Here is a 19,465-nt window from a genome sequence, read left to right as displayed (position 1 = left end):
TTATTTCTTTTCCGGGTCTTTCGTGCCCGGGTCTTTCGTATTCGGATCTTTCGTATTCGGATCTTTGGCGCTTGTGTCTTTCGTCGCCGGATCTTTTGGTTTGGCTTTTTCGATCAGCCCTTTCAACCGGTTGAGCAATCCCTCCAGCACATCGACACCCCTGTGAAGGATCTTTGTCCAAAGCCCGACCCGCACGGCGATCCGCTCTGCCGCGGTGATGGCCGGCCCGACAACCGGGATCTCCTCTATCACAAAAGGGATCACATCCTTCGCAATTTTCTCCACTTCTTTCAACCGGTTAGAAACATCATGGACCTTGTCGGTGGCATCCTGTACCTTGTTCACCACATCCTCCGCCTTATCCGCAACTCCCTTCACCGTGTCCACGACCCCTTCGGCCTTATTGACCACATCCGATTCCACGTTTTTCACCCTGTCCACTATCGAGGCGGCTTTCTCGCCGACAGCCGTACCTACCGCCCCTGCGCCCGTAGCCGCCGCAGTCGTCGGCACAGCGGCGATCATCCGCTTCGCATCCCCGCCCACGGTCTGGCCCGTTGGATTCGGCGAGGGCTTAAACTGAATGCCGCCGCCCGTCGGTCCCGTATTCGGGATATCAAAATTCCATTTCGAGGTATCCGCGCATTCCCGGTCCTTCCAGCAGTAAAGCAGGTTGACCTCGCTCAGCCATTCATCACTGTCCCCGCTTTTTCCGACCTCGGCCGTTGCCTCCGCCAGGCACTGCACCGGCTCGGCAAAAAGCATCCTGACCCAGGGGTCGGCCAGATAGTTCGCACAAGGCTTCTCCGGCCGTAGCGAACGCAGCCAGTCTTTATATTGGCTTTCCCACCGGCACAGGTCCATCGGCGTCAACCAAATGATGCGCAGAAGGATATGCGCCGGAGTCTCCTCCTGTAACAGCCGCTCCAGCACCTGCCGGTTCTCCTTCTTGCGGAACCGCTCCGGCCAGGCGGGGAGAAAGGCCGTAATAATAAAGGAGTAAGGGTCGACACCCGGCTGGCTCAGGAACCCGGGCAAGGGGGTGGGGGGCGGGCACACCGGGATGGCCGTCTTCGCGCCCTTCTCCGGCCGTAACAACAGGTGCTCCACCAGTTGGATACCCTCCTTGTTGATGCAGTCTTTGGCCCGGCCCATCCCCAGCATCGCCATCTCTGCATAGGCATAGGTCTGTGGGTTATACGCCAGGATCTCTTCCGGCTTGTACAGCTCGATGCCATACACCCCCGGTTTGCCATGCACGCTTCGATAATAGGACAATTCATCAAGCAACGGCAACAAATCTAAAAAAGCCTTCCAGGCATCCGCCGCGTGTGCGTAAGGTGCGGGGCCGACCCAGGCGGCAAAACAGCTGGGTTCCTTACCTGACATCTCCGGCGAGCAGCCGCAGTCTTTATCGACAAACCAGGGACCCGGCAATGCCGCAAACCCCGGCAGTTTCATCTCCATTCGATATTCCGTTCCCTTTCTGGTCACGGGGAAATAGGCGATATAATTCAACAGCTGATCCTCCCATTCGTCCCGCGTGACCGACCCGCTTTTGTCGGGGTCCTTCTTTTCGGGGTCTTTCTTTTCGGCTACGACCGGTCTGATCTTCACCGACCCGCCACCTGCCGGCACATAAAGTCCCAGCTCGTCTTCGAAGAACTGTCCCGCCCAAACCGCGTCGGCCATATCGAGTACAATATCCAGAAAGGTATCATCGACGACACCCTTACCCGGTGAAGGAAACCGGGCCACCGCTTCTCCCGACCGCACATCCAACAGCGAGACCGTATCGGTGCCGCTAAACCAGGCTGCCTCAGGGAAACCCTGAGCGGCCGTATAGAGCCGTTGCAGGGCCGCATCCCGTTCCTGTCCCGTTTCATATTGACAGGGGTGCTGCGCATGGGTATCGGCGCCGGCGACAAAATAGCCCCAGCTGCCGTCTTTTCTTTTCTCGGGATGAAAGCCGCCCACCGACTGCGCAACGGAAATAAATTCTTCGACGGCCCGCCAGGCGGTGTCCACCGATGCATATCGTGTGACGCTCTCCGCCAGCACTTCGCGCAGCCCCAGCCGGAAGCCGCATTGTTCATCGTCATAGTCGATAAAATAGTTGCCGCCCACATTCAGCAGCATCCGGAAAAACCCGAATGCGACATGCGCTTCCTGCGCATCGGCAAAAGACCCCGCGCCTTCCCAATCGGTCTCTGCCGTATCCTCATTGATCAGCTGAAACAGGAAGCGATGTAGTTGGCGGCGTATCGGGTAGGCCTTCGCCGCCCTGACCAGTTCATCAGCGGTATTCAGCCCCGCCTTGTTCATCGCCTCCTGCAGGTCTTGCGGGACGAAGACCAGGGTCTTGCGCCTGCCGTGATCGGTCCAGGCGATGGGGTCTTTGTCGCCATAATTGACTCTGTCCATTGCCAGCTCCAGGATCGACAGATATTGATCCTGGAATGCCTGTTGCGCCGCATCTGCGGAAGGGAAACCCGCTGTGCTCTCGAACATCGTCCACTCCCTGTCTGCCGGCAGCCCGAGCTGTGAGAAGTAATCGTTGCGGCATTTTACAAGATAATGCCAGTCGCCGCCGCTCTCCTTGGCTCTAAAATATACATTGTCGCCCCCGAGACAGATCTCGGGATATCGATATCCCTTTCTCCCCTTGGCGATGAGTGTCTCACGGACAGTCTTTGCTTCCTCTTCCGTCTTCCACAGTACCGGATGAAAAGCCCGGGGCCGGTTCTTGTCCGTCAGCCGGTAAACGAACCCTTCCGTTTTGGATGCTGTATCGGGCCGCACCATACTGGACAGCACGGCTGCATCGCCCGCCTGCATCGCCCGCATCGAATTCTTCAACTGCACCGACTGCTGCAGGCCGGTTTCGTCTGCCGCCGGCGTTTCTGCTTCCAACAGAACAAGTTCCTTACCCTCGACCTTCGCCACTGCAAACGAATTCCCCGTCTTCCTGACCTCCCATCCTTTATCCGCCGAATAGAAATCGACGGCCGCCGCGTGCGCCTCCTCCACCGTCTTATATGCCGTGTCGCTATGAAAAACAAAAAACGATCTACCCGGCACTCCGGTATAAAAGCTAAATTTCCAGGTCAACGGCACCCGCGTCATCTGGAGACGATACAAGCGCTGGCGGAGCGACCGGGCGATCTCGCCTGCCTTTGCCCTGGCCGGCGCCTCTTCGGCAAACTCCTCTTCCGAAACCGCAAGCGATCTCCCCTCTTCCTGCACCGAGATCCGATAGCGGTCTGTCTCGGTATCAAAATACACGGCATAGCCGGCCTCCGCCGTCATCCGGAACAACAACGCATTCGCCGCGGCACGCCCCTGTGTATCCGTGGGATATTGTTCCACCGAAGCAAACCGATACGTCTTTTCGGCATCGGCAACTGTAAACCGGCAGTGTTCGGGTTTATGAGGGATGTCGTGCTTCAGGGCGATGTTAAATCCGCGGATATCCAGGTATTCTCCCATTGCCGACTCGGCTGCATTGCGGATCAGCTTTCCGATATCGCCGTCTTTTGCCGCATCGAACTGCCAGCTTTTCGGATCATCGATGCGATGCACGCGTTTGGTGGCATCGTCCCAGGCCCCGCTCTCATCATTAAACGGGGTCGCGCTGCTCCGCACGACCACCCCCTCAGCATTCAAGAGCGCGGCGCGATATTCGAATTGATCTACGGCAATGTCTTCCTCTCCCGGTTCCAGCTGGCGCATCTTCGCCAGCTGATCCGCCGCCGTTGCTGCCTGTGCCTCATCCGGCCAGTCTGCTACCGTTACAGCCTGATAACCGCCATAAAAAAATACGCCGATCGCCCAGCGGCCTGTGTCATTTCGGTGAACCAGTTGAAAGTTTTCCGCGTTGCCCATATTTCGAAACAACTCCGTTGCCGCGGGTAACGCACTCTTCCCGGGAATGGGATCGGGGCAGACCATGAAATCGCTGCCGTCGAGAGAGATCGCCACCTGGCATTGTTTGTCTTCCGTCGCGACCTCAAAATTGCACAGCCAGTGCCGGCGTTGGTCGGTGATCCCGCTAAACGCCATGAATCTTTTCTCAAGACCGCTGGTATTGGTGGTATTCCAGCCGGGAGTTGTATAGTTGAAGCCCTGGCCGCGATTGCCGCTCAGCGCCGGGAAATTGCCAAGAAATTGTTCCATCAGCCCTACCTGCCGGCCGGCAATCTCCTGCGGCGACAAAAACCCCGCCGACAGCAGGGCATAGTCCGTAAACGACTCGGCAAACCGATGCATCAGGTGTTGTAAAAAAGCCGTTCTTCGCTGGGTATACTGTGCCGGGTTCTCGAGCAGGGTCTGTACATAGTTGACGTAGGAGGCGCCGGTCTGTACCAGGCTAAAACTGTAGACGAGGCTGTCATCCTTTCCGGTGAGCACCGATGAATTGTAATTTTCCGTTGCCCCGCCGATATACAATACCGTCGCCACTTCCTTCGAAGCCGAAGCGATATCGGGGAAGAGCGACTGGCTTACAAGAACAAAACGGCCGCCCACTCCCGTAAGGACATAGACCACCTGTTTCTCTTCCACCGGAATATAGTTCACCGTTGGGGTATCGATGCTGAATAGAAGCGCGAGCTGCGTCAATGCGATATCGCGATCGGCGGCATCCGCAAACGTAAAGGGGGTCAGCGTTTCCAGCTGCCCGCAGGCGATGGTCCCTTTCCCTGCGATGGCTTCCCAGACGCCGGCATCCACGGGATAGACGAGCATCGTCCCCGCACCCGCCGCCGGCGGAAAGCGCAACAACGGCGCCAGGCCGGGCACACTCGATACATCCCCCGCAAAATACGTTGATCCGCCTGTATCCGAAGACCCGCTTCCACCAGGCATCGCTCCCCCCATGGAAAACAAGGTCTGGATATTCCCCAACTGCGCGAGATAGTCCGCCAACAGCTGATCGAACAGCAGCAGGTATCCCTTCAGTTGCAAGGCCTGCGCCTGCCGGCCGGCGGGCGCCGTTCCCGGCAGGCCCCCCGGGCCGATCCCGTAAACCTGCGGGTAGTCGTTCTGGATAGAAAAATATCGGTCCAACCCTTCGAGCCACCGGCCCGTGGGAATAGCAACATCGAGATCGGCGGCCGGATAAAATACTTTTCCCGCATGGATCACCTCCTGCTGCAGGGACCGGGTCTCGCTGCCAAGATCCACGGCCAGCAACTGCCCGCCGCGATACCAGCGGAACTGACTCCCGGCAATGTCGAATACCGGTAGCACATTTTCCATGAGCGACGCCGTCCAGACCGGCTGCATCTCCTTTCCCGCCGGCTCACCCGTATCCAGCGACAGCCGCCGCACGGTCTTCACGCCCTGGATATCCAGCAGTTGATGATACACCGCCGAGAGATAGATCGGCGTCCGCCCGGTGGGCCGCTCCGGCAGATCCCTGTCAAGGATGAACCCGTGGCTGGGCCATTTCCCGTATGGCCGGCCCGCGAAGACCTCGTCCAGCGGAATGCCCATCTGCACCAGTTGTCCAAGAGTATAGTAGGCGGGGACAGGCGAGAAGAAGGTATAGAGGGACTTGACCAACTGCCGGTACACCTCCGCCGGCGTCGCATCATCAGCGAGCTCGATATCCGCACTCACCGTTATCGGCTTTCGGTCAAGGACAACCGGTTCTCCAAAATCCTCGCAAAGATTGCGATGCGCCTGCAATACCCCCTTTACCTCGCGGACTACCTTGTCGCTATAGGCTTCCCACTGCTGATCCGTCCCAAAATCGCTGCGATCCATCTCCAGCTCGAGAAAAATAGAATATACCCCCCGGACGGCGACGCCCGCCGCACCCGAACCCGCCGAACCCGCGCCGACCGGCGTTGCACCCGCGCCCGCCGAAGTCATGCCTACGGGCGTTGCATCCGCCGCAAGCCACGCATTCCTCACCTCCGTCAGGTCCATCAGCTTCTTGCGGTAGTCATTGATCGTATAAGGATTTCCGCCCAGGATCTGCGCCGGGGTATAGAAGTCGATATTCTTCTTTCCGTTCGGCGCCGGCGTCAGCAGGTCGGCGATCGGGAAGTTCACGCGGTAGCCAAGATCCATCAGCGCATACAACAAGGCTTCCAGCGTCGTGATCCCCGGATCATGGATATTATAATCCGTCCAGTAGCTCGAGGTGATCGGTCCCAGATAGTTGATCGCATTCGTTCGAAGGCTCCCGAAATCGAGGTAAGCCGGGAAGCCTGAATCGGTCCGGCTGATAGATAGTTGATCGATGGTAGTATTCGTTGTCATGATCGTTTCAATCTCTTTTTCCAGAATAATTCATTGGAAGTGGCTGCCGGCGGGTTGGCGAACGTCACCTCGATAACCCCGGCCACCAGGATCGACCTTGGGGTCAGCGGGTCGATAAAAGCAGGACTGCCAATGGGCTCCCCCTGCCGGCCGATCATCAATCCGACCAGCGCCGCAACATAGTCCCGGCTCTCCACCACGCCGATGATATCCGACAGGTACAGCCGTTTGGCGAATTGAAAGGTCGACGGGTCACCGCTGAGCCAGGGTGCAAGGTGATCCTGCAGGTCGGCGATCAATTGATCTTCCGCCACATTCCGATCGGCGTCTTCCGCCAGCACCACGGTCACACAGATATTGACGGGCTCATACCGGGGATTCCGCACCACCAGCTGCGCCCACGGAGAGATCTTGCCGGCCAGGAATTTCTCTATCGCCAGAAGCATGCTCATCGGCACGGTCGGTTGCAGGTTGTCCGCCACGGTGAGCTGGGTGATATCCGGCAGCACGGCCAGTACCACGTCTCCCGGCGATACCGGGAAATCCATGCGGTAGGCATGGTTGTCCAGGGCCTGGCTGTGGTTGATACATTTTGCCCGCAACAGTTTCGGGAACTGCTGTAGCACGATCCGTTCATAGTCCCATTTCTGGATGGCGCGGCCCTTATGCCGGATCCGCTCGCTGACCCGCAGATAATAGCTGCTCCCCGCCGCTTCCGGCGCACTGCCGCCAAAGGAGTCGAAGGGTTGTGTCACTTTCGAGATCGACGCATCGGGTAGCAACAGCTTGCTGATGGTGCCTGATGCAATCGATGTCCCGGCCCGGAGCGGATCGTTTGCCGGTGAAGGCAGATAAGTCGCGAGCACGGCCTGGGTCAGCACCGCCAGCGCCTGGCTGCTTGCCCCCGTATTGGCCGACATCGTAGCGCTGATCCAGTATTGGCCCGTGGGTAATATCGTATTGTCGTTGCTGATCGAATCCGGGAAGACAAACCGGACCACGCCCGTCGTGGTGAGCCCGTTGGTCTCATCCTCCAGGATCTCAAAGCCCGGCCGTAGCGGCTGCCAGCCATTGTTGCTGAGAAAGCTCCAGTCAAACTGTCCGCCCTTGTCTTCGGTGTCACCGGTAGCTTCGGCCAGTTGGAAGAGGATGCTCAGACTCTCTCCAGGCACCACACCGCTGAGCCCGATAAACAGATTGCCTTCATCACAGAACGTCGCAAACAAAGGCGGCTCCCCGGCGATATCCACCGTGTTAAAGGTTCCGTCAAAGGGATACAGCTGGATCAGGCTGATGTCTTCCAGGGTAGCCATCGCCTGGTAATCGATGGACATCCCTTTTTGGATCAGCGGCGTCCATGGCTCGTTCGGCGCCGAATGCTCTTCGTCATCCCGCAGCTTGTGCGCCTGGTCGAGCACATGCCGGGTCAGCACCCACGGATATATCTTGTGCAGGAAATCCTGGTATTCGAGGGTCAGCCGCATAAACCCGTTACGCAGGCTCGTCGAAAATTGCGTGAAGGGGGTAAAGCTGGGGTCGAAGTCCAGCGGTGGCAGCTGGGGAAAATCTCCCGGCTGAAGGGAAAAGACGTCGGTGTTTGTCGTATCCTTGCCCGGGCATCCGGCAATGCCGGTAGACACGGCATCCTTCGGGATGCCCGCCGTGCCACCCGGTTTCGATCTGGCGATCTCGATCACGCCGCCGCCTGACGTACAGCCGGTGTTTGGAAACAGCTTCCGGTTATTGTCTTTTATCGATGGCTGGCTGTCGTTCGGCAGCGTTTTGCCCGGTCCTTCTTTGTACCAAGCCCCATCGTGCAGCAATGCCAGGTTCACCTGGTGGCCGGGACTGCAAAGATTGACATTGTTGTCCTTCGGGAACTGGATATACGCCTTGTAGTATTCGTTAAAGTCGGCCGGCTTCCCGACCCAGTTGATATTCAAATTCAACTGGGTCCATTTCTTCAGGAAGATCTCCGTGCTGCCGATCAGAAAACTGGGTCCTACCAGGTTGAGTTTGCCGAAATTGGGGCTCTCGCTGTTGTTATCCGGCTGTTCCAGCGGGTACACATCGAAATCGACGACGGCGGGTTTGGTGCCAAAGGGTGCAAAGTTCTTATTCCCATCCAGCACATTATCGTCATTCTGCAGCACAAGACTCGTCACCCCGCAGACCGACACCATCATCTTTGTCTGTACGTTGCCGCTTTCTCCCGTGCTCAGCGCGGCTACGAGCACGATATTGCGAAAGAACTCATAGGCCGACATCCCCTGCCCGCAGCCATCGCCGCGTTGGTTGAGACAGGAAAGCGCGGAAATGGGACTGTCCGCCAGTTGCCATTTGATCATATCATTCAGCTGGATCTTCACCAGCGGGTCCTTCGTATTGAAATCCTCGCCCAGTTTGGACGGGTCGTAAAAACTCACCGCCGGCTGGTCCGGGGCGATCTCCGCCTCGATCTCCCACAGGAAGCTCATGGTCGAAGCATCCCCAACGGGCGTCAGCTTCATCCCGATGCTGTCCGCCGTCAGCCAGGCCTTCGCGCCGCTAAAGCTTACCATGAAAAGAGACTGAGGCGTCAGGATATCCAGGAGTATCTGGGTCTCATAGGGAGCCACCCCGCCGACGGCCTTCATTTCCTTATCCCAAAAAGCGATCTGCGCCTGCTTGTCGGCCGGTATCTGTACCAGCGCCTGGCTCCGTTGGTAGACCTTCTGCGCGTCGCAGGGGCTTCGTTTACAGGGGTCTGTTAGATAGAACAGGGTCAGGCTGCGTTTTGTCGCCGGCCGTATCCCCATGACCAGGGCCTTTTCCAGCACATCCTCCGTGATCACTACATAGGAAGAACCCACAGCTTCCTGTGCCTTGGCGAAAAGCGTGGCGAAGGCTACGCCATCACAGATCCCCCGCCACTGGCAGGAAAGCTGGATGTTGACGGTTCGTTTGCCTTCCTTCATCAATAATACCTTTGAGGCAAGGATAAACCCAAGCCGCGCCATCGGATAGTTCACGGGTGTCGTCAAACCCGGCGGGGTATAAAAACTTTGTCTCGCGCCCAGCGTAGCCCAGGCGGCATTGGCCGGGTCCTTGAACGGCTTGGCGACGCCGTCGGCCATCGTCGCATCCGGCGCCATATAGACCCCTTCCGTATAGGTCTGCCCACCCGACTGCTGCTGATTGACGAAGACCGTCCGCAGCCCGGTGACCTGGCTCTGGGTGAGAAAGCTGTCCTGCGCTACGGTAAAAACGATGTCTAACCCAAGCTTGTCCTTGCCCGCCTTTAGCTTCGTACCGGCCGAGAGGACGTAGGAGGGTTTTTGTTTGGGGAGTCCGAAAATGATATAAGCATTGTCGGGAATGGATGCCGCCGGCGAAACCTTCATCACCTGCTGGTAAAAAAAGTCGAGGTGTTTCTTCGGCAGACTGTTGAGGTCGGCCTGTATCTGCAGGAATTGGTTTAGAAAGGAGAATAAAAGAGCGAGATGCGGGGGTGTACTGGCTTGCCCGTTACCGGTGAGCAGAGAGTACAGGTCGTTATTCACCGGGCCGGCGGCCTGTGGGGTGACAAGCCGCAACACTTCCGTCAGATCGCCCATCAACGCGCTGATCGCTTCCTGCAAGGCAAGCAACTGACTGCGTCTGCTGGGTACGCCACAGGAAAAATCCGCGTCATACGAGGTGAGATCGGCCGCGCTGAGCCCCCAGGCGTCATTGGCCTGCAGTTCCGCGAATGCCGGTACCTGGATGCCATAACAATGCACGGCGGTATTCGCATGACGGATATAAGCCGCGACAGCGGTGGTAAGCCGGTCTGTGATCAGCTTGCGGATATTCATCTCGATATCGAGCCCGCTGCCGGCAAGGCCAAGCGACCATTGCTGCAACGGGAAGATGGCCGTATAGTACGATTGGTAAAATAGTAACTGAAGTCCCTCCGGCGTCGGATGCCGCTGGAATAACCCTACCACCCGATCCATCTTCTCCTGCGCCGCGTCGCCCGAATAAGCCGATATGCTGCTGAGCAGGAAAGGAAGGCTCCCGGTGAAAAAAGGTTTCCATGATCCCACGCTGAGATCGGGATTATAAAAATTGATCTGTCCCGCCAGCGCCGTGAAATAGTTCAGCAAATCGGCTATCTGGCGGCCGTCTATCGGGGTTGTATCTCCCAACAGGTCGGCCGGAGCCCGCCCGTCCTGGCTCGTACCGGGATCATTCTGAAAAGGATGTCGTAAATGATCGCAACTGAACATGAAAAGTCGATTTAGATGGGCTGCAACGCCTCATTCTGGAAATAATCAAACACGTAGTTGAACCGCGTGTTTGTCTGGGTGATACTATAGGTTACCGTGATCCGAAACCGTCCTTCGAGGCTGTCCGTCGACGAGCCGGCGCTGACATCGATATTGATCAGGGTGATCCTCGATTCGAAAAAAAGAATGGAATAATACACCCTGTTCTTCAGAAAGCCGATCAGGTTGGCATTCAGCGGATCGAAAAGATAGGGCTGCAGATCGCAGCCATAGCGGGGCTGCATGACCCGTTCTCCCAACGCCGTGGACAACAGGATGTTCAGACTCTCCCTGATATCTTCTTCATCGCTCACCATCCTCACGCTCCCCAGTTCAGGATCGAAGACCGGCGGGAACTTCCAGCCGGTACCCAGGAAAGAATTGAAGTTGGAAGAAGCCATAGAATAATTTGTTTATGAAATGTTGCCTGTTTCTTTAATTGATCATAACGGTCGTGGCCTGCACGCTTGCCGTCGTCGTTCCCTGCAGGGATGCCGTCGTACCCTTTGCCGTAAGCCCGAGGCCAGCACTCAGGTTGACGTTACCCGCCGTCGCATTGATATTGATATCCCCTGTCGCACTGGTGATCGTGATCCCCGAAGAATCCATCGTGATGGAGTTCTGGTTCTGATCGGAAAGGCTGATCTTTCCGCCGCTGTCGTCAAGCAGGATCTGATTCCCATTGGGGGTATCGATCGTGATCGTATTCTTTCCGTCGTCGAAGGTGATATGCATCTTGCTCCTCGTCGTAAACCCTTTGATGTCATTCTTGTCCTGAGCTGTGACCGGCGCCGGCTTGGCGCTGCTGTTCAGCATCCCCAGTACGATGGCTTCCCGCGGATCGTCATTGATAAATCCTACGATCACCTCGTCGCCGATCTCCGGCCGGAAGAAGGCTCCACGGCTGTTCCCCGCATCCAGCGAAGCCACGCGCGTCCAGGTGCCATCGGCATTATTGTCCACCATCGGCAGCCGGACCTGTATCCGGTCCTGACCCTCGGGATCATTCTCCAGCTTCACCACGATCCCAATCTGCAAACCCCGGATCCCACCCACCAGACCCGCGGCCTGGCTGTCGTTGATATCCCGGTAGAGTTCGGCATAGCGGCGAGCGTCGAGCCCAAACTGGATATGCGTATCCCACATCCCGTTGCCTACCTCCTGCCGAACGGCCGTGACAAAGATGTTTCCGTTAAACCGTGCCCCGACCCCGCTTACTGCCAATATATCCCCCGGCTTGATCCCCGAAAAACCGGTGCATTTCGCCCGGCCGCAGATCTTCGCCAGCAGACTGCGCAGCATCTGACCCTGCGTCCACAATTGTAATTCCGCTTCGGTCAGGTATCCGCTGTGATGCAGTTCGTAATTGGTGAGGTTGATCGTTTGGGCGAGCGTGCTCGCGGCGATATTGCCGGCCTCCGACCATCCCGCCACGCTGGAGGAATCCGAGCTGAACAGCGCCTGGTTATGATAATCCCAGGAATGCGCCTCCACATTCTTCCATTGGCTTCGCGCATCCATCTCCGCTTCAAACTCCAGCAACGAAGAGCCAAAGGCCACCTGGAGAGCAGCCGGGGCGCCCGTCTTCGGGACGGCAATATTCACCACCCCGTCGATGACATTCACCAGCATCCCGTTTGCCTCGGCCCGAAGCAGCATGAAATCCCAATCGGTGCAGTGATGTTGCACCAGCTCTTCGTATTGCAGCTTGCTGTCATCCATTTGACAGCTCAGATTGGGATAGGAGGTGATCAGCGTATCGAGCAGCTCACTATCCTTTTCGTTGCTGTAATACTTGCTATGCCGGCCTACCGTCATGCGCACCGCTTCGTCCTTACAGACTACATGCAGTTGGCTCTGGCCGTTCTCCCGCACCCGGATGGCATGCTTTACTACAATGCCCTTGAAGGTCTGGTCGTTTTGCCCATCCCGTCCGAGTTTGATCACCACCGGCACTCCCGGCGCAAAATCCGGTTGCTCGCTCAACGCAAAAGTCCGGTTCGAGGGGTCTCCATCCTTGAAGACGACCGTTACCGTGGGTACCCGGTTCACTTCCCTTGTGATCACCATCGACAACAGTTCGTAGACGGGATTCGCCACCTGGCCATTGATGAGGATCTGGTAGGTCACTACATTGTGCAGCGAGGTATTGGGTATGAAGAGTTCCTGTGGCATCACGATTCATTTTGTGCGAATGGCGGGAAATAAAGTTCCTGCGGCGGGGCGATCTTGCGCACGGTGACCAGGTTGTTTACCCGCCCCACCTGCAGGAAATAATTGGGATCGTTATATTTCGAAAAGGTTAGTAAGTCGAGGCGATCCCCCCGTTGCACCCGGTGATAATGTGTCAGATCCGGCGATTGCATCCGGTTCGCCGCCGCCCGGGCATTGTCGGATTCCGATCGGACGAAGGTAACGCTCACCTTTACCCGCAATGGCGTGCCGTTAGGCAGGAAAAGCGTGTGGCTCAGGTCGACGTTCGACACCGTACCGGGGAACCGGATCTCCGATCCCCAGATGACGATCACGAAATTCGGCCGGTGGATGTCCCCGTTGAACCCGATACAGGTCAGAAACGCGGACAGCTGGTCATGCACCGACATCCCGTCATATTGGGCTGGATACCCTTCCACGGTCCCCGTTCCATCGAGGATGAAGTCGATCTTCAGTTCCTCGGGGCTCGTGGACTTATATCCGGGCTGGGTGCCGGGCTGGCCATGGCCCGTCCGGTTGTCCAGGTCTACCTTGTAGTTACGGGTAAACGACTCCGGGTTGATCGGCACCGTGAACAGCTTGTCCTTCTCCTCCTGCTGGAAGTCCTTGTCGGAAAAGGAATGGATCACCATTTTGGACAGCGCGCTGTCGCTTGGAGAGGGGCTAACGCTCATAGCGGGTCTTTAAGATTTCAGTCAGCTTGTCGATACAGGCCTGGATAAGCCCCTCATTGGGGCCGATCGCGTTGTTGTGATCAGGAGGCGGCGCAGGCTTGTTCGGCGAGCCGTTCTCCTGTTCGACCGTTGCCTTTATGACCAGTTCTCGTACTTCGATGGGCATACATCAGGAATTAAAAATGAGTCGGTTATAGTTTAATTCGAGGGTTTCGATAAGGACGGCTCCCTCCATGGCGTTCAGCTCCCCTATCTTCCAGTTCAGCGGCCAGGCATTGTTGATCTCCCAGTGCATGAGGCTCTGATGCGTCTCGTCCAGCAGGTGAATGGTCACCAGCTTAAACGGCGTGAACGTGTCGTTCTCAAACGCCAGTTTGAAATACTGCGTGAGCATCGAATCCTCCGGCATCAGCAGTCCCCGCTTCAGCACCAGCGGACCGAACTTCCGGCGCACCGGCAGTACATGCGTGAACCGGTTCTCACCGCCCTCCCGCACCGTCTCGGTTTCCAGCGTGGAATCGAGCCCTGTCACCGACTGAAAGCTCACGTCGATGCTGTTGCCGTCCGTATCGAAGTCGAACTGCACCTTGAAATGAAAATTGACGGTCTGATAGGTTGTGCTGGACATATTACGGCGCCTCCGTTATCGTTAAGCCCTCATGAACCAGCTCCATCGTTTCGATCGCCACCTCGTTGGCATCCGCCTTCAGGTCCGTGGCCTGGATCTTTGTCGGCCAGGCATTGGCCAGGCTCCAGGTGATGATCGGCTTGTGCTGCTCGTCCATTAATTGGATGACCACATTTGTGCGAAACTGGGCACTCGATTCCTGGAAGAAATAAGTTTGCTTCCACAGCTCGTAATAGTCGAAATCGCCGAGGAAGGTCCCCCGCTTCAGGGTGACATTACTGTATTTGGTAAGGCCCGGCTGTTTCAGTTTGTTGTACAACTTGCTGTTGCCTTCGCGGTATTCGATCACCTCCGTTTCGAAATCGAGCCCGGTGACTTCGGTGAAACCCATCCGCGTCTTGCCCCAGGATACCTGGAAATGGAACTTCGGGAGGGGATATGTCTTTGTAGGATCTGCCATTGTAATAGATTTTGTGCTGATTAATAGATTTTCGATGATCAATTAGCTGCAACGCACGGCAGGGTTTACCTCCTTCAATGCGTTTTGCAAGCTCTGCTGGATGGCCTGCAAGGCCAGCTGCCGTTTGGTAAGCTCTTTCACCTCGTTGGTCAGTTCCCTCATCTCCCGCCGTTCGGCTTCGAAGAGCTGATGGATCTCCCGGTAATAAGCCTGATTGCAGATAGGGAATTCCAGGATCGGCTCCAGACAGAAAGGTTCCGTCACCGGACCGCCCGGTATCCCACCTCTTTCCGGCTTTGCCTCCAACGGGCGGATCACCGGTCCATCCTCGCAGGGGATACCACAGGCCAGCGTGTCCTGCCAGATGCGGATCAGCCGCTTGTAGCCGTACTGGTCACAGATCTGCCGGTGAAGGCTGATGGCCGAATCCATCGCGCTCATGACCAATACGATCAGCGCATCTCTTGTCGCCAGCACCGCATTCAGCGCCGTGCCATAGTCAGCCAGCACTTTGCCGACCCCTGTTGTCGCCGTCAAAGCAGGATTGTTAAGGCATTTGATACAGTTCTGGAGCGAGTCGTATTTCGCCTGCAGCTGATCCAGTGTGAGATAGAACTCCCGGACCATACAATACAGGATCTCGACGCCTTTTACCGTGAACTGGGTATTCTTGCAGGTATTGACCAACTGGGCTTCGATGATCTCCAACTGCCGGCAAACCGCGAAGGCCAGATCATTGGCGGAGGAGAGTTCGTCGCCCCAGGTCTTGAGCCGGTTGTAACGGGTGGTCACAACGGTCAGATGTTTCTGTACATGGGTCAGCTCAGTGGTCACGGCGGTGAGTTCCCAGTTGACGATATCCAGTTCGGCCTGCCAGTTGTTAAAGCAGCAATCGGAGCTGGGCGGCTCGTTCGGGTTTGGCTTTGGCTCGGGACAACACTTGAGGATTTTGGAATCGTCGTATTCCCGTTGTTCGGTATACTTGAATTCATTGATCATAAGAAGATGTTTAATAAATAATAAATTGGATTATTCCACCGCACCGCCGCGATAGACGCTTCTCACCACTTCGCCGATCTTGCAGATCCGGCATTCGCAGTCATCCAGCCTTGGCGCGATCACCGACTCCTGCCAGGGTTTCACGCAACCGCAATCCGGCTGGCAAAGGAACTGTACCGAGAAATGCGCCGCATGGCATACTGCGATCTTGTTGTATTCGTCCACACCCGTTTTGGTGCAGTCCTGCACCGAGGCGATGAGATCGGCCTGCACGGTGGCCATATCCGTCGTGCGCGTCTTCACCGAGGCCTGGATTTGCGTGACAAGCGCCGAGGAAGCCTTCGTCAGGTCGACCTGTAACTGGGTCAGCACGGAGATATTCGAGAAGGTCTGGATGCCCGTAACGTCCGCCGAGGACTGTAAAAGGGAATCGACGTCAAACACGAGCACCTTCTTGGGGATGAGGATCAACTCTTCATAGACCTTATCGGCATCCCTGCAGGCGTCCGGCCGTTCGCGCGGGGCGGGCACCGGAGCATCGGCCTTGCAGTTCTCCAGGTTCTTTCCCGTCAGCAACGCCCACTGGGTGGCATTGCACTGGTCGTTCCGGAAATTTTCCAGTACCGAGGCCTGGTCGCGCAAAGCGGATACCTTGGTCTTCAGCGTCTTTATCGCCGTCGTCATCTGCGTCAGGTTGGCATACAGCGCTGCCGACAGCTTGTTGTAGCCGGTTACATTATCCGTCAGTGCGGCGTTGCCCGTCGTCAGCTCGGTATCGAGACAAATGTCGAGATCGCGGTAGATGCGATAGTTGTTCTCCGTCCATTCGAATAATTTCTTCTTCTTCCGGTAGATCCTTACGGCCCGTTCATAGGCTTTTTCACCTGCTTTCTGATTGGTCTTTGAGGTTCGGAGATTGGTGCAATACAGCAGCCGGGCGGCGTCGATGCTTTTCTGGGTGGCCGTCTCCTTTTCCTCTGGCTTTACGCGATCCTTTTCCTTTTTACCGGGATCGGGGTTTTGGGAAGGCTTTGGTTGGTCCATAATTATAAGTTTAAGAATTGAATAATTGTCTTAGTGTATCAGGCGGAAGGCATCATCTGAAGGAATTGCAGGATGATGAATTCAGCGGGTCTTACGACGGCCATTCCTACCTGTACGATCATCCGTCCTTCCAGTACATCCTGCGCCGTCATCGTGGATCCGAGACCCACATTCACAAAGAAGGCATCCTTTGTCGTACTGCCCATCAGCGCACCCGCCTTCCAGAGCTCCGTGAGATAATTGCTGATCATTGCCGTTACCCGGGTCCAGGTATTGTTGTCGTTGGGTTCGAATACGAAGGGCTCGATGGCATTCTTGATCGATTGTTCTGCCATGAAAAAGAAGCGGCGGACGGGGATATAGCGCCATTCGTTGTCATTGCCGGCCAGCGTCCGGGCCCCCCAGACAATCGCCGGACCTCGCCCGGGAAAGCTGCGGATGGCATTGACTGACAGACCCGACACCGGATCGATATTGAGATACTGCCCCTGCTCGAATGAACTTACCTGCTCTTCCAGGTCTACGGTTTCCAGGACCGCCACATTGGCCGGCGCCTTCCAGACCCCGCTGGAGTTGTCGACTGCCGCATAGATCCCCACCATCGCGGGAGCCGCGGGCATCAGCATCTCGAGGTTGTTCTGAATGGCGTTCTGGGCTGCATAGTATGCCTGACTGTTGGTTCCCTTTATTTTATCAAGGGTCGTCGCCGCCGTTCCGGTGGCGGTGGTAAGGTTCACCTTCACCAGGGCGTCGCTCACCTGGAAGTCGTTTGTCGTCTTTATCCGCGGAAAATAAACGGCCGCGTATTTATAGTCTTCCAGTTCCTGTACCACCAGGCCGGCCACGGGCGGGGTGCTCTTGTCCTGGTTACGCAGGACGGCCACATCCTGTTGCCAGGTATTGCCCGCCGTGCGGAAGACATCCATCACCGCCATCCGGTTTTGCATTTTCACACAGTGCGCCACCACCGCGCTTTGCAGGGAGTAGTAATTGGCGGCCGAAGGCATTCCCAGTGCATCGGGACAAACGACGAGTGTGATGTCGTTGTATTTTTCCAGTTCCGGCCGGAATGCGCCGCTTGCATCCAGAAAATCCGAAAGATTGATCACCGGGTTCGCGGCGTTAAAGGGATTGATGGAAAGGATATAGCAGGTTCCGCCGCCATTCGCGAAATAGTTCTGCACCGCGTAATACATCAGGTATTTCGACCGGGTTGCCTCATCCACGATCGGGACGGCAACGGGCGGCATCTTCGTGGCGTCGATGGCGACGGAGATGCCCGGCTCGTCCTGCGCCATGCCGAAAAACTGGGTGTATTCCAGTAGACTGTCGATCTGCCACGGGACAAGATGCAGGCTCTTCGTTCCCTCAGCGGCCATCGCGGTGTAACCCGCGAATACAGGTACCGCCGTTGGAACGCTGACGATGGATGATGGGATGACGGGGATCTCCTGTATGTACACCCCCGGTGTTGCTAGATTTAACGTTGTAGCCATGTTGTTCTGTTTTTTAATAAGTCATTGAAATATTTATTGAGAAGTGGGGAACAGTTTCGATTCCGGCACTCGTATCACGGAGAAGAATTGGTTGTTGCTGGCCTCGGTGGTCCCTCCCGGCTCGGGTGCGGGCAGGTAGACCCAGGTGGGGGATTTAGCCGCCGGATCGGTGGAAAAAAAGGTAGGCAGGTAGGTGAGGGGTACGGGAGTTAGCGTCGTCAGTCCGCTGCCGCTTTGTTGCAGGAAGCTCGTGAGATTACCGGCTGGGGCGCTTAGCGCAAGCCCCGCGTTATTGAGATATTTTCTAAAGCGGAAAAGACTTTTTATCCGCAGTTGGAAGGAAGGCGGAGGCACCAGCGTCCCATCCGGCTTGATCCTTGTTGACAGGTTGCCGTTGCCATCCAGCAGGCTAAAGGCGGTGTCCGCGACCGCTGCCTGGATTTGCACTGCTCCCCAGGACGCTCCCAACTCGCTGACATCGCCATAGAACACCAGCGGCAGGGTCTGCGAATAGTTACCCGTACCGGTTATTTTTAACGTATAGACAACCGGGACAGCATTGGAAACGGTGGTAATCGGTAAAGCGTTGCCCTGTGCGTCCTGTGAAAAATCGAGCGTCACGGATGTCAATGGACCGGTGGCCGCCGCCGTTATCGTCTTCAGCACTTTTCCTGTGGCATCCTGCAAGGAGAACCCCGCGCTTGTTACCACATCCGTGGGTTTAAACCGGTAGACAAATCTTGTGCCGACCAGCAGCCTGTCACTTTCGTTGATATAGCCATCGCCTGTCACCGGCAGATATTGGGGGTTCTTGCCGTCGAAATAAAAGGCCTTGATGGTATTTCCATCCTTCAGTAATTCTCCCTGCTCATACGCATAGCCGGCCGTCTTTGCCGGGATGGGATTGGACAGCGAAGGAAAGGTCCTGGCGCCGGGAACCGGGGTATTGCCAAAGAAGTAGATCGCGTCGGTGTTCCGCTGCATCCGGCCGTTGCTGATCGCGGACAGGCTGCCACCCCTTTCCCGGATCAGCATCAACAGACTTGTGGTGCTGTCCAGCGGCACGACAGGAGAGTAGACGATCGTGCCGTCGGCCTGTTTTGTCGCTGTCACCCGGGCCACCACCTGGAAACCGGAGTAGCCGGGGATCAAGCGCAGTTGCTGCCGCGCAAACACCTGCTGCATGGCGGCCGGCAAACCCACCTGGACGCCGTCAAGCGTTGAAGGCACATTTTTCTGGAGGCGATTGGTCAGATAAGTGCCGGGGTTGGCGATATTCGCCGCGTCGAACACTGAACTCTGGTCGGCATCGGTGAGATAGTATTCATGCAGGAACAGCACTTCAAACAGGATCTTGTATATTTCGGTGATCATAATATTAATAGGTATCA

General features: G+C 56.6%; 12 protein-coding genes. All 12 read right to left on the bottom strand.

What is annotated here, in order from left to right:
* Genes VGM48_RS23565 through VGM48_RS23510 form a run of 12 tightly spaced genes read right to left on the bottom strand, consistent with a single transcriptional unit; the run spans position 1 to position 19,448 of the window.
* Positions 1 to 6,270, bottom strand: a complete 6,270-nt coding sequence (locus VGM48_RS23565; RefSeq protein ID WP_331583179.1) for a hypothetical protein — start codon at positions 6,268 to 6,270, stop codon at positions 1 to 3.
* Entirely contained in the window at positions 6,267 to 10,520 is a 4,254-nt protein-coding gene (locus VGM48_RS23560) for a hypothetical protein (protein ID WP_331583177.1), read from the bottom strand. Before VGM48_RS23560 ends, VGM48_RS23565 begins: the two co-directional genes overlap by 4 nt.
* Before the next feature lie 11 nt (positions 10,521 to 10,531).
* A complete protein-coding gene (locus tag VGM48_RS23555) occupies positions 10,532 to 10,960 on the bottom strand; it encodes a GPW/gp25 family protein (RefSeq protein ID WP_331583175.1) in 429 nt (142 codons plus the stop codon).
* Positions 10,961 to 10,994: 34 nt separating this feature from the next.
* On the bottom strand, positions 10,995 to 12,734 hold the full coding sequence (gene vgrG / locus VGM48_RS23550) for a type VI secretion system tip protein VgrG (RefSeq protein ID WP_331583173.1): 1,740 nt from the start codon (positions 12,732 to 12,734) through the stop codon (positions 10,995 to 10,997).
* The gene (locus tag VGM48_RS23545) at positions 12,734 to 13,447 is read right to left on the bottom strand and encodes a hypothetical protein (RefSeq protein ID WP_331583171.1); all 714 of its coding nucleotides are present in this window, start codon (positions 13,445 to 13,447) and stop codon (positions 12,734 to 12,736) included. Before VGM48_RS23545 ends, vgrG begins: the two co-directional genes overlap by 1 nt.
* Positions 13,437 to 13,613 carry a DUF5908 family protein gene (locus tag VGM48_RS23540; protein WP_331583169.1) on the bottom strand — a complete coding sequence of 59 codons (177 nt, stop codon included), beginning with the start codon at positions 13,611 to 13,613 and terminating at the stop codon, positions 13,437 to 13,439. Before VGM48_RS23540 ends, VGM48_RS23545 begins: the two co-directional genes overlap by 11 nt.
* Before the next feature lie 3 nt (positions 13,614 to 13,616).
* Positions 13,617 to 14,075, bottom strand: coding sequence for a phage tail protein (locus VGM48_RS23535; RefSeq protein ID WP_331583167.1), 459 nt, complete (start codon positions 14,073 to 14,075; stop codon positions 13,617 to 13,619).
* A gap of 1 nt (position 14,076) precedes the next feature.
* Complete coding sequence (locus VGM48_RS23530; RefSeq protein ID WP_331583165.1) at positions 14,077 to 14,535, bottom strand: phage tail protein; 459 nt, start codon at positions 14,533 to 14,535, stop codon at positions 14,077 to 14,079.
* A 42-nt stretch (positions 14,536 to 14,577) separates the two neighbouring features.
* Positions 14,578 to 15,534, bottom strand: coding sequence for a hypothetical protein (locus VGM48_RS23525; RefSeq protein WP_331583163.1), 957 nt, complete (start codon positions 15,532 to 15,534; stop codon positions 14,578 to 14,580).
* Between the two features lie 30 nt (positions 15,535 to 15,564).
* Entirely contained in the window at positions 15,565 to 16,578 is a 1,014-nt protein-coding gene (locus VGM48_RS23520) for a hypothetical protein (RefSeq protein WP_331583161.1), read from the bottom strand.
* Between the two features lie 38 nt (positions 16,579 to 16,616).
* Entirely contained in the window at positions 16,617 to 18,074 is a 1,458-nt protein-coding gene (locus VGM48_RS23515) for a phage tail sheath family protein (RefSeq protein WP_331583159.1), read from the bottom strand.
* A 33-nt stretch (positions 18,075 to 18,107) separates the two neighbouring features.
* Entirely contained in the window at positions 18,108 to 19,448 is a 1,341-nt protein-coding gene (locus VGM48_RS23510; protein WP_331583157.1) for a hypothetical protein, read from the bottom strand.
* Positions 19,449 to 19,465 lie beyond the last annotated feature (17 nt).

Source organism: Puia sp. (assembly GCF_036500295.1).
In the GTDB taxonomy this organism is placed as follows: Bacteria; Bacteroidota; Bacteroidia; order Chitinophagales; family Chitinophagaceae; genus Puia.
This window is presented reverse-complemented; position numbering and strand designations above follow the sequence as displayed.

Coding starts and splice junctions, on each gene's coding strand:
- VGM48_RS23515 (WP_331583159.1), bottom strand. CDS start 18,074: ATGGCTACAACGTTAAATCTAGCAACACCGGGGGTGTACATACAGGAG.
- VGM48_RS23565 (WP_331583179.1), bottom strand. CDS start 6,270: ATGACAACGAATACTACCATCGATCAACTATCTATCAGCCGGACCGAT.
- VGM48_RS23525 (WP_331583163.1), bottom strand. CDS start 15,534: ATGATCAATGAATTCAAGTATACCGAACAACGGGAATACGACGATTCC.
- vgrG (WP_331583173.1), bottom strand. CDS start 12,734: ATGCCACAGGAACTCTTCATACCCAATACCTCGCTGCACAATGTAGTG.
- VGM48_RS23520 (WP_331583161.1), bottom strand. CDS start 16,578: ATGGACCAACCAAAGCCTTCCCAAAACCCCGATCCCGGTAAAAAGGAA.
- VGM48_RS23535 (WP_331583167.1), bottom strand. CDS start 14,075: ATGTCCAGCACAACCTATCAGACCGTCAATTTTCATTTCAAGGTGCAG.
- VGM48_RS23540 (WP_331583169.1), bottom strand. CDS start 13,613: ATGCCCATCGAAGTACGAGAACTGGTCATAAAGGCAACGGTCGAACAG.
- VGM48_RS23530 (WP_331583165.1), bottom strand. CDS start 14,535: ATGGCAGATCCTACAAAGACATATCCCCTCCCGAAGTTCCATTTCCAG.
- VGM48_RS23555 (WP_331583175.1), bottom strand. CDS start 10,960: ATGGCTTCTTCCAACTTCAATTCTTTCCTGGGTACCGGCTGGAAGTTC.
- VGM48_RS23560 (WP_331583177.1), bottom strand. CDS start 10,520: ATGTTCAGTTGCGATCATTTACGACATCCTTTTCAGAATGATCCCGGT.
- VGM48_RS23545 (WP_331583171.1), bottom strand. CDS start 13,447: ATGAGCGTTAGCCCCTCTCCAAGCGACAGCGCGCTGTCCAAAATGGTG.
- VGM48_RS23510 (WP_331583157.1), bottom strand. CDS start 19,448: ATGATCACCGAAATATACAAGATCCTGTTTGAAGTGCTGTTCCTGCAT.